The sequence below is a fragment of the Fusobacterium ulcerans genome, assembly GCF_003019675.1.
GTDB lineage: Bacteria > Fusobacteriota > Fusobacteriia > Fusobacteriales > Fusobacteriaceae > Fusobacterium_A > Fusobacterium_A ulcerans.
In genome coordinates this window covers 3,088,649-3,102,578 of record NZ_CP028105.1, presented here as the reverse complement: position 1 = coordinate 3,102,578, position 13,930 = coordinate 3,088,649, and the positions used below count along the sequence as shown (strand labels likewise).

Genomic DNA, 13,930 nt, shown 5'->3' with positions numbered 1-13,930 from the left:
AGAGTACATCAACACTTGAAGGAGAATTTTATGAAAAAGCTAATAACAGCAATAATATTTTTATTTGGAACATTATCTTATAGTGAAACTAGAATTGTTTTTCCAGGGGATATAGAAAAAAGAAGAATAAATGGAGAAGTAAGAGTTTATGTTAAAGAGGAAACAGAAGCATTTACTGGAGTACTTAAAAAATATTCTATCTCAGGCACAGCCACTGAATATTATTTTGTTGATGGATTAGCAGATGGGAAAGTGATAGATTATTACCTTAATGGAAGAAAGGCCTATGAAAGAAATTTAAAGCAAGGACTTAAAGATGGACCTCAAATAGAATATTCCTATGAGGGTGATAAAAGAGAGGAGATTTATAATATGGGAGTTTTAGAAGTGATTATTGAATATTACCCAAACAATATTAAAAAATCAGAATCTGTATATAATAAAAATAGAAAAAAAGAAGGAATAGAGTTAATATATGATTTAGAAGGAAAAATAAAAGAAAAAATTTTATGGAAGAATGGAGAAATCGTAAGAAAAAGTTAAAATTTGATTGATTTAAAAATTTAAACATCTAATATTTGAGATTGCCATAGAGTTTTATCTATATTAAAATAATTTGGCTATATCAGAAATATCTAAGTTAGAAAATCTGGAATTAAAATTGGAATAATATGAAAATAAGTAAGAATTAAAGTAGTCTAATAAGGAAAAAGATAAAAGGGAATTTCAACTATATTGAAACTCCCTTTTTTTAAACAATAAAAATATCTTTTGGAGGAAAGATTTTTTCATGGATATATCATTATTCTTAAAATATATTGCTTTCCTCTTATTTAAATAAAAATGTTAAAAAAAATAAAAGTAAAAAATGAAAATTTATCTACTTAATTTATTATATAAAATTAAAAATATAATAATAAAAAATCAATTATTTTTTAGCAAAAATATTAATTCTTTTTCTATCTTAGAAGTTAAAAATGGTTTTTTAATATTAATAAGTATTTTAATTTCTTCAGAGTCTTTTTTTGATAGTGACTGAAAAGAATTATTGTATAATAAAAGCCATCTACTTAGCTGTGCTTGACATATAGCTTCTAATTTTTCATAATTACTTCCAATTATTGTTAATATATATAGTAAAGTCTTCCATTTAGATGCTTGAAATAGTAACAAAGCACATTTTATTTTTGCATTTTCATAGTCTATTTCTTGGTATGCTTTCAATATTTTTTTATAATCATAGTCTTTATATTTTTTGAGAAGTATAAAAGCAGTATTAACGATACTTGAATGCTCAGAATACAACATTTCAGTAATTATTGTAATATATTTTTCAGAATCTAAATGCATTAGAGATATCATTGCAGCACGAACGACAGCTATTTTACTATTTTTCAAATAAGGCTCAATAATATAACAATCTTCTTTGGAGCCTACTTCTCCCAATCCATAGACAGCAATTGTAGTGTTTGAAGAAAGGTTTTCAAGATAAAATTGATGAAAATTATCAGTCTTTTTAATAGTTTTAATAATTTCGCGGGATAAAATACGGACTTGCAAATTTCGATCTAAAAGCATCTGATATGCCTTTATAAAAGCAAGATCAATATTATAATCATATAAATATTGTAAAGCAAGAAGCCGATTTGCAGGATACTTATCTTTTAAAAACTGTTTACTCAATTCTTCAATTTTTATATTTTCTTTGAAAAGTATTTGAAAAATCATTCTCCTTACAAATGGATCACTTTCTTTTTTTATATGCTTCAATAATAATGCAGCTTTAGGCAATGAAGTATTTGAAAGAAAAGAAAGACAAGTTTTTCTTGTTCTTACATCAGAGTTTGCCAATCCTTTTTCTAAAAGCTTTTCATTGGCACAAAATTTATCCTGCATAAGAGAAGAAATTATAAAATTATCACCTCTTTTACTTTTTTGAAGCTTATGGAGAAAGGGAAGTGTATTGATAAGTTCTTCATCAGTAGCCTCTACCAACCGTTTTGAAAACATAGTTAAGGCAGTTTGACGCACGTTGTAAACCCAATCGTTTAATCTTAGAACAAGATATGGCAATGTTTCTTCATAAAAAACCAGAAGTTTTAAAGCTTGTTCTCTAATGTATCCATTCGGATTGAAAGAAGAGAAGATAAGCATAGCTCGCTGTTCATCTTTTGACATTTGCTTTGTAATAAAATTTTCAATTTTTAAAGTTTTCCAGTCAATATTCCATTCCATTGAAGTGGTCTCACGCATTTGTATATCAATTTTACATATATCATCAAATGAGGATGAAATCAGAGCTTCATTTAACACTTGGGAAGCTTTTAATTTTTGGGTTGAAATATTTTCAGCAAAAACACAAAAAATTTTTGCTAATGCTCTAAGATCTCCAGCATAAAAATCTTGGATATGTGAATCAAGACTTGATGAGAAAAAATTTTGCTTTTTATGAAATATTTTATGAAACAACATACAGTCCTCCAATATTAGAATTAATGAGATAATTTTATGTGAATAAAGGTAAAAACAAATGTTTAGTAGTGTGTTTAGTAGTTTTATAAAATATTAATTTATCTATATATAATAAGCTATTTTTATAAAAAATGCTATCTTAGAATATATTATAAAAAAATTTGAAAGAAATAAAAACGCAGCAAAGAATTATATTGCATCTCTATAATTTTAACAAAAACTAAATAGTAAATTTATATGGTATAATATTTTATATATTAAAACTATTTTAATAAAAGGGGGATTGATTTATGGAGTTATACCATTATGAAGATGAAGCAATAAAAACAGAAATATTTATAAAATCTAAAATTAATGATGAAGAAATAGAACTGAAACAGATAGATTTTTCTAATATAAAAATGTTTCTTAAAAAAGGAATTTTCATCATAACAGGTTATTTAAGAGGAGAAGATGAAAAAAATCTAGCTGAAATTATGAAACTAAATAAATGGAGTATGATTACTGGAACATCAAAAGGAGCATTAAGGGATATAGAAATTAAAATATCAAGAAATGGATATGTATTAAGGCATTTGATATTTGAAGGGTATTTATCATCTTATCATGAATCTTATGACAATGCAAAGGGTTATAGATTTCATTTTATTTTGAGAGAACATAGACAAATAAATAGAGAAGGGGCATATATAAGAACTGTAACATTAAAAGGTGTAAAAGGTGATATGATAATAATGCCACAAGATTTTAATTTCAGAGAGACAATGAACAATTCTTTTTTAAGTGGGATGAATGGTCTTGGAGGAATGGGATTACTAGGGAAAGTTGGAGCTAGTACTTTAACTACTGCTAGTGGAGTAGTAATTTTCTTTTTTATAGCACATGGAACAGGAATGATAAGTGAATTCATGGCAGATGTTACTTTTGCCATAAAAAGAGAACCTGAAAAAATGGGTAGCTTTAATATGACACGTGATTGGGTTTATCAACCATTAGGAGAAATTCTTATTGATTTTTTAGAAAGAAGAAGTTCCAAAATTAATATAAATAAAAATATAGGAATAGATACATATAATAATATAAACTTAGCTTTGTCTATTTTGACGCTGTATGAATCTATGAATAAGTCATACCAAAGTTTAAAAGGTTTAGTTCAACATAGTGGAGATAATAAAATGTATTATAAAATCAAATTTAAAGATGTAGCAGTAAGTACTTGGGGAACAGAGTCAGTTCCGTATAGAGAATATGGTGCTACAACTTTAAAAGCATTATTAGGAGATTTTGCAAATATATTACCAGATACATATACAACAAAAGAAGCTATTAAAACAGAAATAAAAAAAGGAGAATAGAAATGAAAAAAAAAGTATTTTTACTAAAATATTTTCTTCCAGCAGTATTACTATTTATTGCTTTTGTAATCTGGGCATATGTGACTTCAGGGATTTTTGTACCTTTGGGAATACAAGATTTTTTCTTATTTCTGTTTTTCTTATTTGGTGTAGCAGTATTTTGGGGCATTTTAGAAATTGCTCAAAATGTAACAGGAGATTTGATGAATGGATCATGGAGTCAGAGGATAATCTTCATAATAGCAGCTATTATTATGATATATTTATATAAATCTACAGGAAGAATTTAAAAAGATAAAAAATGAATTTTTGAAAAGAGAAGATTAATTTCTTCTCTTTTCTTTTAATTAATATAAACTGGCCAAGGGGCGTATCCCCTCACTACCCAAAAGAGAAGAAGCTTTATCCCAAATTGTTATTAAAGCTGAAATAAAACTAGTGAAACTTAAAATAAGCTGCATAGACATCCCCCCTTTTACTGAATCGAACAGCAGAAAAATAATAATACAATAAAATATTATATATCTTCTTCCCCATTGCCACTTTGTACTAATTTTTTAAGTAAAAAAAAGGCCTCAGACCATTTGATCCAGAGGCATTGCTAACATATATATATTTCAATCATCTACTATAAAAAGTGAGGGATTGAATGGTGCCTAGGGAGGGACTTGAACCCTCACTCCTTTGACAGGAAACGGATTTTGAGTCCGTCGCGTCTACCGTTCCGCCACCCAGGCATCGTTACTCAATTATAATATAACATTTATCAAAAAAAGTCAATACTTTTTTTAATTAAATATTTTTGTAAAAACCGCAGGAATCTTACTTGAGAAATGTAACACTTTTTTAGTAATAGGATGAACAAAAACAATAGTATTAGCATGCAGTCCTAAACGGTTGATAGGGCTTTTACCAGAACCATATTTTTTATCTCCAACTACACTATGTCCAAGATCCTGCATATGTACACGAATCTGATTTTTTCTTCCAGTCTCTATATTTACTTCAAGAAGTGAATAGTTTTTATTTTTTTTCAAAACTTTATAGTGAGAAATTGCTTTTTTACCCTCTTTAGGATTTTGACTTGAATAAGTTATAAAAGCTTTGTTTTCTTGTAAATAAGATATTATAGTATCTTTTTCTTTATAAACAACACCTTCAACTAATGCTACATAAGTTCTTTCTTTTACAGAATCGTTCCATGTAGTTTGAAGTATATCCTGAGCTTTTTCTGTTTTAGCAAATATCATAATTCCAGAAGTATCTCTATCTAAACGGTGTACAACAAAAATTTTGTTTTTAGGATCTTTGTTTTTTAAATATTCTTTCAGCATATTATATGCAGTTTTTTCTCTTTCATTGTCAGTAGCAATTGAAAGAATTCCACTTTCTTTTTCTACAACCAAAACATCATCATCTTCATAAATGATAGACACTCCCTTCATAGTTGTATCAATAGTTACTTTTCCCCAATCAACTGTGACTGTTTGTCCTGGAAGAAGTGGATGATTGTATTGAGAAACTACATCATTTCCTACAAAAACTTTTCTTTTAGTAAGAAGAGATTTTATACTTGTACGACTTTTTTCAGGCATTTTTTCTATTAAAAAGTTCATTAACTCATTTTTTTCTGTAACTTTAAATACAGTATTTTTTTTACTTTTGTTTATCATTATATTCCTCCTAATTTATATCAAAGAGTATTATACCATAGTTGTCTTACTAAGTAAATTAAAGCTTTTAGAATTTAAATTTTAAATTTAATTATTTTAAGAAAAGAAAAAAGTTAAAATAAATGTTGGATAACGAAAAAATATTAATAAATAATAGAGGAAGTTTGAATGAGCAATAGAATATTGAGTGTAAGAAAATACAAAAGTATATTATTGCTTAGAAGTATTATTTTATAGTAGGAATATTTATTTGAGTTGAAAACGTGATTGTAATAATTTTAGGAGGAATGATATTATGAAACACGAAGAATTTCATGCTTTTTCAAAGGAAAAAATTAATGATTATTCAGAGAAAAAAAGAGAAGAAGCTATAGAAGCTTTTGGATGTGAAGTTGCTAAAAGTGCTAATAGTTTGACAACTGGGGAGCTAAAAGCTCTTCTTGAAGAAAAAATGGAAGAATATTTTGATAAGTACCATGTTAAAGAAGTGAAAATTAATGAAAAAGAAATAAAAAGAGAGAAATCAGACAAAGATATAATAATATATGTTCCTTATGATGGGAATGTAGAAATGCTTAGATTAAGACCAGATATTGAAACTAAAGAAACTCCTAAAGTATTTTTGAAAGAAAAAGAAATTGAAGTAAAGGTTAAGGATTTAGCATCTAAAACAAAAGAAGAAATTTCAGAAGAAACTGAAAAAATAGTTGAAGAATTGAAAAAAAATCTAGATTATTTAAAAAAAGATATAGAAGAATGTAATAAAGAACTGAAAAAAGGGCTAAAAGGTGAAGCTGAAAAAATAAAAAATAGAATAGAAAAAGACAAAGAAAAATTAAAAGAAATTAAAGAGATAATAAAAAAATAATGAATGAAAGGCCCCAGATAATATTTCTGGGGTTTTGAATTCACAAAAGAAAAGACATTATTTTATAAATATATGATATAATACAAATAATATAATGTTTATGGAGGGAAGCCATGAAAAAAAGCTTAGTACTGCTATCTTTAGTGATTCTTTTATTTGGATGTGGAGGAATGAAAGAAGTAGACATATCTAAAAAAGAGGAAAAAAATGGAATAGTATATGTTGAAAATCAAAAAAAACCATTTACAGGAAAAATTATATCAAAATATGAAAATGGTCAAATAAAAATGGAATCTCAATATAAAGATGGGAAACTTGAAGGTACAGTAAAAGAGTACTATGAAGATGGGCAGGTTCACAACGAATGGAATTATAAAGATAATCATTTAGATGGTGAACAGAGAAAATATTATGAGAACGGGCAACTCTCTACAGAGAAATACTACAAAGATAATAAAGTTGAAGGAATATTCAAAGAATATTATGAAGATGGAAAAATCAAAAGTGAGACTGAATATAAAAAAGGGAAAAAAGATGGAATTTATAAATTGTATATAGAGAATGGAAATTTAAAATATGAAACAAATTTTAAAAATGGAAAAATAGAAGGAATTTTTAAAGAATACCATGAAAATGGAAATATAAGTGTTGAAGCTAATATAAAAAATGAAAAAAAAGATGGAATATATAAAAAATATTATGAAAATGGAAATTTGAATATTGAAACTAATATGGAAGAAAACAAGATAAAAGGGGCATATAAAGTTTATTATGAAAATGGACAGCTTTACAGTGAGACAAAATATAAAGATGGAAAACAAGAAGGAATATATAGACAGTATTATAATAACGGGCAATTAAATATAGAAACTTCATATAATGATGGAAAAAAAGATGGAAGCTATAAGAGTTATTATGTAACAGGAGAAATAGCAGATGAAAGTCATTATAAAAATGGTAAATTAGAAGGAAGCCATAAGGAATACTATAAAAATGGGCAGCTTATATTTGAAAAAAATTATAAAAATGGAAAAACTGAAGGAACTGTAACTTTCTACACTTCCAGTGGAAAAGAAGAGAAGAAAGTAAAATACAAAAATGATGAGATTATAAAAGTAATAAAATAAAGATAAAACCTCAGAGAGATATCTTTCTGAGGTTGTTTATTTTAAATTATTTCAGCTATTTCATCAAAAGTTTTTTTAGTTAAAACAGGAAGAGAATAATTTGGGCCTGGTTTTCCAACAACCAATACCATTACAGGAGTCTTTCCAGATGGTCTTTTTAATAAATCTCTCAAAAACATTACAGGTGCTGGAGTATATGTAAGGCTTGCATATCCAGCATTATGAAGTGCATTGATAAGAAAACCAATAGAAATACCAATAGATTCATTAACGTAATAATTTTTATCAATAATTCCATTTTCCAGTTCCTTATAAAATTCTTTAAATATTACAATAAGGCAAGGTGCCTGAGTAAGAAAAGGCTTCTCCCAAGTAAGTGTCAATTTATTTAAATCTTCCTGCCATTCTTTAGTGATTTTTGATTCATAAAACTCTTTTTCTATTTTTTCGCTTTCTTCTCTTATCTTCTTTTTCATAGCAGGGTCAACAACAATAGAGAAGTGCCATGGCTGTTTGTCAGCACCGCTTGGAGCAGTAGCAGCAGTCATGATACAATCTTTGATTATTTCAATATCTACAGGTTCTTCTAAAAATTCACGATAAGTACGACGTTTCTTTGACTTCTCTAATAACGTTTTTGAAATTTCTGACATAATTTTCCCCCTTTTGATTTTTTATCTAAACATCTATTCTTTTTATACCTTACAAAATGCATTATGTCAATAGAGATACCTTCAATAATATTCTCTAATTTTTACTTACAATTAACATAGATTTTGTATTTTTTTTACATAGATATGTTAAAGTCTAAACAGGACCTGAAATTATTTAAAAAGAAATTATGATATCTAAATTGTAGGAAACATAGAAAAATTATTGTATAATAAAAAATAAAATTTAATTGAAATGAGGAAGATAAAATGAAAAATAAAAAACTGTATTTATTTGATATTGATGGAACATTAATTTTAGGAAATAAACCTATAAATGGAGCAGAGGATATAATTACTGAGATAAGAAGAAAAGGGAAGAAATTCATGCTGTTTACAAACAATTCTTCAAGAACTAGATTAGAGTATGTGGAGAAATTTAAAAAGATGAACATTGAAATTTTTGAAGAGGAAATAGTCACTGCTGGATATATGCTTGGAGAATATCTTATAGAAAAAAAGACCAGCCCTTCTGTATATTTGGTGGGAACTAAATCTTTGAAAAAACTTTTAAAGGATATGGGAGTAAAAATAGTAGAGGAGCCTCAGAAGATTAATGGAAAGTATGATGTAGACTATGTAGCAGTTGCCTTAGACAGCGAACTTAATTATCAAAAGATAACAACAGCATGTGAACTGCTTAGTGAAGGAGTGGAATATGTAGCTGCCAATCCAGATTTTGTATATCCTGTAGAAGGAGGTAAATTTCTTCCTGATTGTGGATCTATATGTAAAATGCTGGAGTATGCAGTAAAAAGAAAACCTTTATTTCTAGGAAAACCTTCAAGAGAAATATTAGATTATTGCATTAAAAAAAATGGAGTGTCTAAAGAAGAAACTGTGATAATAGGAGATAGATTATACACTGACATAGCCTGTGGTTATGATAATGACTGCGACACTATACTGGTTTTGACTGGAGAGAGCAAAAGGGAAGATATAAAGGACAGCCCATATAAACCTGATTTTGTATTAGAAAGCATAAAAGATATAAAAATATAAAATTGATATTTATTTTATAGTAATTTCTTATATTGATTTTATATTGCCTAAAAAACTTTTAAATTAAAATTTTATACTTAGAGGATAGCTCACAAGCAGGAATATAATTTTAGAAATTTTTTACCAGAGAAAGAAGAGAAATTTCTCTAACATATAAACTTCTAAAATTTTAACTCGGCTTTTGATTATCCTCTATTTTTTATTAAGAATTTAATCTGTTATGTGATATAATAGAGTGGTAAATTCTAGATGTCTGGAGGTATATTTTAATGAAAGTAGAAGTTTTAAGTTGTGAAAAAATTAAAGAAGGATATATAGTAAAATTAAAAGATGGAAATGAACCTTTTTACATAGATGGAAAAGGGGGACAATTAGGAGATAGAGGAACAATAGGAGAGAGCATTGTTCTTGAAGTGAAAGATGGAAGTATACTGGTTGATAAAGAAGTAGCTCTAGGAGAGCAGGAATGCAGTATAAATATGGAAAGAAGAAAAGATATAGCTTCTCAACATACAGCTCAGCATCTTTTTTCTGCTTTGGCATACAATGATTATCAATTGAATACTATGGGATTTAGAATGGCTGAAGAATATACAACAGTAGATTTAGATTCTAATACAATAACAGAGGAAACTATAAAAGAACTGGAAAATAAAGCTAATGAGGTTATAAGAAGAGCGATAGAATTGAAAATATATACACTTAATCATGAAGAGGCTATGAAAATAGAGGGATTGAGAAAGGCTATCAAAGATAAAGTAACTGGAGATGTAAGATTTGTAGAGATACCAGATACTGATTTAGGAGCTTGTGCTGGGTTTCATGTGGAAAATACCAAAGATATAAAATTATTCAAAATATTATCTCATGAAAAAATAAAGGGAAATTATACAAGATTCTTCTTTATAGCTGGAGACAGAGCTTTAAAAGATTATGCTTTTAAACATGAATTATCAAAAGAGCTATGTCATATATTCAGTTGTAAGGATCACGAAATTCTTACAATGCTGAATAAAAGTTTAGATGAAAAGAAAAAAATAGAAACAGAAATGAAAATGATTGCTTCTGAATTTTCTGAGCTTTTAGGAGAGAAATTAATGAAGGAAGCAGAGGAAATAAATGGTTATAAGTTTATCATATATGTGGGAGATAAAACAACAGTACAATATTTGCCAAGACATATAAATCCAGAAGAGTATTTATTGATAACTGGAAGTGAGGACAGTTATTCAATTATTTCTAATAAAATTAACTGTAAAGATTTTCTGAAAGAATTGACTTCTGCCAGTAATAATATTAAAGGTGGAGGAAATCAAATAAAGGGAAATTTTAAAGGAAAAATATCAAAAGAGGAATTAAAAAAACAACTTGAAACTTTTCTTAATAAGTTGTAATTGTGCATTTTTTTTGATATAATATCATGTTAGTAATTTTATAATCGGAGGAATAATGTCAGAAAAAATTAATTTATTAAATTTAAATCAACAAGAGTTAGAGGAATTGGTAATTTCTCTTGGAATGAAAAAATTCTATGGAAAGCAAATATTTAATTGGCTTCATCAAAAAATAGTAAGAGACCTTAATGAGATAACAAATCTTTCACTTAAAGATAGAGAGCTTTTATCTGAAAAAGCTTATATACCATTTTTAAATCTTTTAAAACAGCAAGTGTCTAAAATTGATAAGACAGAAAAATTTCTTTTTAAATTAGAAGATGGAAATACAATTGAAACTGTACTTTTAAGACACAAAGATAAAAGAAATACTTTGTGTATATCATCACAGGTAGGATGTCCTGTAAAGTGTGCTTTCTGTGCAACTGGACAAGATGGGTTTGTGAGAAATCTTGATGTAAATGAAATAATCAATCAAGTTTATACTGTAGAAAGAAGACTTACAAAACAAGGAAGCAATATAAATAATATAGTTTTCATGGGAATGGGAGAGCCTTTGCTTAACCTTTCAAATGTATTGAAAGCTCTGGATATACTTTCTAATGAAAATGGAATAAATATTTCTAAGAGAAAAATAACTATTTCTACATCAGGAATAGTACCTAATATAGAAAAAATATTACTGGAAAAACTTCCAATTGAACTGGCTATATCTCTTCATAGTGCAATAAATGCAAAAAGAGATATGATAATACCTGTAAACAGAAGTTATCCTCTTGAGGATCTTTATGCAATATTACAGGAATATCAAAGACAGACTAAACGTAGAATAAGTTTTGAGTATATTATGATCAATGATTTCAATGTATCAGATATAGATGCTAATGCACTGGCTGATTTTGTACATGAATTTGATCATGTGGTAAATCTTATCCCATATAATCCTGTGGCTGGAACAGAATTTGAAAGACCTTCTGAAAAGAAAATAGAAAAGTTCTTTACTTTCTTAAAAGATGTAAGAAAAGTAAATGTCACATTGAGAAGAGAAAAAGGGACTGATATAGATGGTGCTTGCGGTCAGCTGAGACAAAAAGCTCCTAAGAAATAGTTTGATTTAGAAGGAGTACTGAAACTATGAAAATACTTGTAAAAAGAATAATAAAAATAATGATAGTTTTATTTATTGTTGGAAGTATTGCATCTGTGGGAGTAGTTTTAGGAGTTATAAATAAATATTCCAAAGAACTTCCTGATATAGTGACTTTAATAGAAGATTATGCTCCATCTCTTCCAACTGTGTTATATGATAGAAATGGTGAAGTAATTGATACTATATACAGAGAATCAAGAGACACAGTAAAACTAAAAGAAGTTCCTATTTATAGTAGAAATGCTTTTTTAGCAATAGAAGATAAGCAGTTTTATTCACATCATGGAATACATATGAAGAGATTGATAGGAGCTATTGTAGCAAATATTCGTAGTGGCCGTGCTGTGCAGGGTGCCAGTTCAATAACTCAACAGCTTGCAAAAAATGCCTTTCTTTCTCATGAGAGAAAACTTTCAAGAAAAATAAAAGAAGCTATAATAACATTTGAAATAGAAAGAAGATATACTAAAGATGAGATATTTGAAAAATATTTAAATGAGATATATTTTGGAGCTGGATCTTATGGAATAAAAACAGCAGCCAAGCAGTTATACAGAAAAGATATATCAGAAATAAATATAGCTGAATCTGCTCTTTTAGCAGGGATACCTAACAGACCTGAAAAATATAATCCTAGAAGAAATCTAGAGGCTTCATTAAAGAGAGCTAATCTGATTTTGTCTGAAATGTATAAAGATAAGCTTATAACAAAAGAAGAATATGAGCAGGCTAAAAACCGTAAATTTATAAACGAAGATAAACTTCCAGAAGATTTTAAAATGGATGATAATACAACAATTATATATAACAAAAAAAGTGATGTAGCAATCAATTATCCTGATTTTTCAAACATGGTGGAAGAATTCCTTGTGGATAAATTTGGAGAAAATATGGTATATACTGGAGGATTGAAAGTACATACTACTCTTGATTTAGAAATGCAGAAAGTTGCAAAGGAAACATTTGAAAATTATGAGTTTTTTAAAAAGAATGATGAACTGCAAGGTGGAATGGCAACTATAGATCCAAATAATGGGCATGTAATATCTCTTATTGGTGGTAGAGGATTTAAATCTGGAAACTTCAACAGGGCAACTATGGCAAGAAGACAGCTAGGATCTTCATTTAAACCATTTTTGTATTTTACAGCTATAGAAAATGGAATGGAAATGAATTCAGTAGTAGAAGATTCATTTATCTCATTTGGAAGCTGGACACCAAAGAACTATGGAAGCAGATATTCAAATAATGTTACTCTGCTTAATGCCTTAGATAGATCATTAAATATAGTTTCTATAAAATTACTTCAAAAAATAGGAACAAAAACATTTAAAGAAAATGTTGCAAAATTTGATCCTAGTTTAAATATACCTGATGATTTGACTGCTTCACTAGGTTCATTTGAAAATACGCCATTGCAGCATGCCATAGATTATGCAATATTCTCAAATGGTGGATATGTAGTAGAACCTATAACAGTTATAGATGTAGAAGATAGATATGGAAATCCTATTTATCAAAATACTCCTAAAAAAGAAAAGGTATTTGACAGTATTGATACAAGTATAATAACTTTTATGCTGAAAAGTTCTGTACAATATGGAAGTTCTAACAGAGCCTCTGTATATACTAAAGATAAAAAAAGAATAGAACAGGGAGGAAAAACAGGAACTGTAAATGATAATAGAACTATATGGTTTGCTGGAATAACTCCTGATTATGTAACAACTATCTATATAGGTTATGATGATAACAGAGCTATAAAGGGAAATGTTACTGGAGGAACTGGAGTGGCTCCTCTATGGGCAAAATATTATCAGACTTTGATAGATAAAGGACTGTATGCTCCTGGTACTTTCTCTTTCCTTGAAAACCATTTAAAAAATGGAGATTTTAATTTGCAGACGCTGACTGTAAATAATGGGCTTATTTCTGGAGCAGGAAGAGAATTTCTTGTAAGAAAAGGTAAATTGCAGATGGAAAGTGAAATGAAGTATGCAAATGGAATAGCAGGAATATTTGGAGAATTAAAGAAAGAAAATGGAACAGATGGAAGCGGAGGATATAATCCAGTTATTGAAAAAACAAATAATAATATAGCTCCTGAAAATACAACTTCAAATGATTCTTTATTCAAAAGACTTTTAGGTAATTAATATAAAAATGGAACTCAAAAGTA

Annotated in this window: 12 protein-coding genes and 1 tRNA gene; 9 read left to right on the top strand and 4 right to left on the bottom strand. The window is 27.8% G+C overall.

Annotated features, from left to right (window positions below; translation table 11 throughout):
- Positions 1–30 precede the first annotated feature (30 nt).
- A complete protein-coding gene (locus C4N20_RS14290; protein WP_005977383.1) occupies positions 31–543 on the top strand; it encodes a toxin-antitoxin system YwqK family antitoxin in 513 nt (170 codons plus the stop codon).
- Positions 544–924: 381 nt separating this feature from the next.
- On the opposite strand, the gene C4N20_RS14285 is transcribed toward C4N20_RS14290, so the two are convergent.
- On the bottom strand, positions 925–2,472 hold the full coding sequence (locus C4N20_RS14285) for a HEAT repeat domain-containing protein (protein ID WP_005977384.1): 1,548 nt from the start codon (positions 2,470–2,472) through the stop codon (positions 925–927).
- 290 nt (positions 2,473–2,762) lie between these two features.
- Here C4N20_RS14285 and C4N20_RS14280 point away from each other — a divergent pair, with 290 nt between their 5' ends.
- Together C4N20_RS14280 and C4N20_RS14275 are read left to right on the top strand one after the other, a co-directional pair.
- Positions 2,763–3,827: a hypothetical protein gene (locus C4N20_RS14280; protein ID WP_005977385.1), complete on the top strand. Its 1,065-nt coding sequence runs from the start codon at positions 2,763–2,765 to the stop codon at positions 3,825–3,827.
- A 2-nt stretch (positions 3,828–3,829) separates the two neighbouring features.
- Entirely contained in the window at positions 3,830–4,117 is a 288-nt protein-coding gene (locus tag C4N20_RS14275; RefSeq protein ID WP_005977386.1) for a hypothetical protein, read from the top strand.
- 360 nt (positions 4,118–4,477) lie between these two features.
- On the opposite strand, the gene C4N20_RS14270 is transcribed toward C4N20_RS14275, so the two are convergent.
- Together C4N20_RS14270 and C4N20_RS14265 are read right to left on the bottom strand one after the other, a co-directional pair.
- Positions 4,478–4,564: transfer RNA gene (locus tag C4N20_RS14270), tRNA-Leu, on the bottom strand.
- A gap of 51 nt (positions 4,565–4,615) precedes the next feature.
- Positions 4,616–5,500, bottom strand: coding sequence for an RluA family pseudouridine synthase (locus tag C4N20_RS14265; protein ID WP_005977387.1), 885 nt, complete (start codon positions 5,498–5,500; stop codon positions 4,616–4,618).
- A 295-nt stretch (positions 5,501–5,795) separates the two neighbouring features.
- Between C4N20_RS14265 and C4N20_RS14260 the strand changes: the two genes are divergently transcribed.
- Together C4N20_RS14260 and C4N20_RS14255 are read left to right on the top strand one after the other, a co-directional pair.
- On the top strand, positions 5,796–6,368 hold the full coding sequence (locus tag C4N20_RS14260) for a hypothetical protein (protein WP_005977388.1): 573 nt from the start codon (positions 5,796–5,798) through the stop codon (positions 6,366–6,368).
- Positions 6,369–6,481: 113 nt separating this feature from the next.
- Entirely contained in the window at positions 6,482–7,495 is a 1,014-nt protein-coding gene (locus C4N20_RS14255) for a toxin-antitoxin system YwqK family antitoxin (RefSeq protein ID WP_005977389.1), read from the top strand.
- A gap of 41 nt (positions 7,496–7,536) precedes the next feature.
- Here C4N20_RS14255 and C4N20_RS14250 read toward each other — a convergent pair whose 3' ends face one another.
- A complete protein-coding gene (locus C4N20_RS14250; RefSeq protein ID WP_005977390.1) occupies positions 7,537–8,148 on the bottom strand; it encodes a nitroreductase family protein in 612 nt (203 codons plus the stop codon).
- 267 nt (positions 8,149–8,415) lie between these two features.
- Here C4N20_RS14250 and C4N20_RS14245 point away from each other — a divergent pair, with 267 nt between their 5' ends.
- The 4 genes from C4N20_RS14245 (at position 8,416) to C4N20_RS14230 (ending at position 13,907) form a co-directional block, all read left to right on the top strand.
- Positions 8,416–9,207: an HAD-IIA family hydrolase gene (locus C4N20_RS14245; RefSeq protein WP_005977391.1), complete on the top strand. Its 792-nt coding sequence runs from the start codon at positions 8,416–8,418 to the stop codon at positions 9,205–9,207.
- Positions 9,208–9,476: 269 nt separating this feature from the next.
- Complete coding sequence (locus tag C4N20_RS14240; protein WP_005977392.1) at positions 9,477–10,601, top strand: alanyl-tRNA editing protein; 1,125 nt, start codon at positions 9,477–9,479, stop codon at positions 10,599–10,601.
- Between the two features lie 52 nt (positions 10,602–10,653).
- Complete coding sequence (rlmN, locus tag C4N20_RS14235; protein WP_172453956.1) at positions 10,654–11,709, top strand: dual-specificity RNA methyltransferase RlmN; 1,056 nt, start codon at positions 10,654–10,656, stop codon at positions 11,707–11,709.
- A gap of 26 nt (positions 11,710–11,735) precedes the next feature.
- Positions 11,736–13,907 (top strand): transglycosylase domain-containing protein, encoded by a 2,172-nt coding sequence (locus C4N20_RS14230; RefSeq protein ID WP_005977395.1) that lies wholly within the window; start codon positions 11,736–11,738, stop codon positions 13,905–13,907.
- Positions 13,908–13,930 lie beyond the last annotated feature (23 nt).

What these genes read in the sequence shown, in the direction of transcription:
- C4N20_RS14290 (WP_005977383.1), top strand. Translation starts at nt 31, where the DNA reads ATGAAAAAGCTAATAACAGCAATAATATTTTTATTTGGAACATTATCT.
- C4N20_RS14285 (WP_005977384.1), bottom strand. Translation starts at nt 2,472, where the DNA reads ATGTTGTTTCATAAAATATTTCATAAAAAGCAAAATTTTTTCTCATCA.
- C4N20_RS14280 (WP_005977385.1), top strand. Translation starts at nt 2,763, where the DNA reads ATGGAGTTATACCATTATGAAGATGAAGCAATAAAAACAGAAATATTT.
- C4N20_RS14275 (WP_005977386.1), top strand. Translation starts at nt 3,830, where the DNA reads ATGAAAAAAAAAGTATTTTTACTAAAATATTTTCTTCCAGCAGTATTA.
- C4N20_RS14265 (WP_005977387.1), bottom strand. Translation starts at nt 5,500, where the DNA reads ATGATAAACAAAAGTAAAAAAAATACTGTATTTAAAGTTACAGAAAAA.
- C4N20_RS14260 (WP_005977388.1), top strand. Translation starts at nt 5,796, where the DNA reads ATGAAACACGAAGAATTTCATGCTTTTTCAAAGGAAAAAATTAATGAT.
- C4N20_RS14255 (WP_005977389.1), top strand. Translation starts at nt 6,482, where the DNA reads ATGAAAAAAAGCTTAGTACTGCTATCTTTAGTGATTCTTTTATTTGGA.
- C4N20_RS14250 (WP_005977390.1), bottom strand. Translation starts at nt 8,148, where the DNA reads ATGTCAGAAATTTCAAAAACGTTATTAGAGAAGTCAAAGAAACGTCGT.
- C4N20_RS14245 (WP_005977391.1), top strand. Translation starts at nt 8,416, where the DNA reads ATGAAAAATAAAAAACTGTATTTATTTGATATTGATGGAACATTAATT.
- C4N20_RS14240 (WP_005977392.1), top strand. Translation starts at nt 9,477, where the DNA reads ATGAAAGTAGAAGTTTTAAGTTGTGAAAAAATTAAAGAAGGATATATA.
- C4N20_RS14230 (WP_005977395.1), top strand. Translation starts at nt 11,736, where the DNA reads ATGAAAATACTTGTAAAAAGAATAATAAAAATAATGATAGTTTTATTT.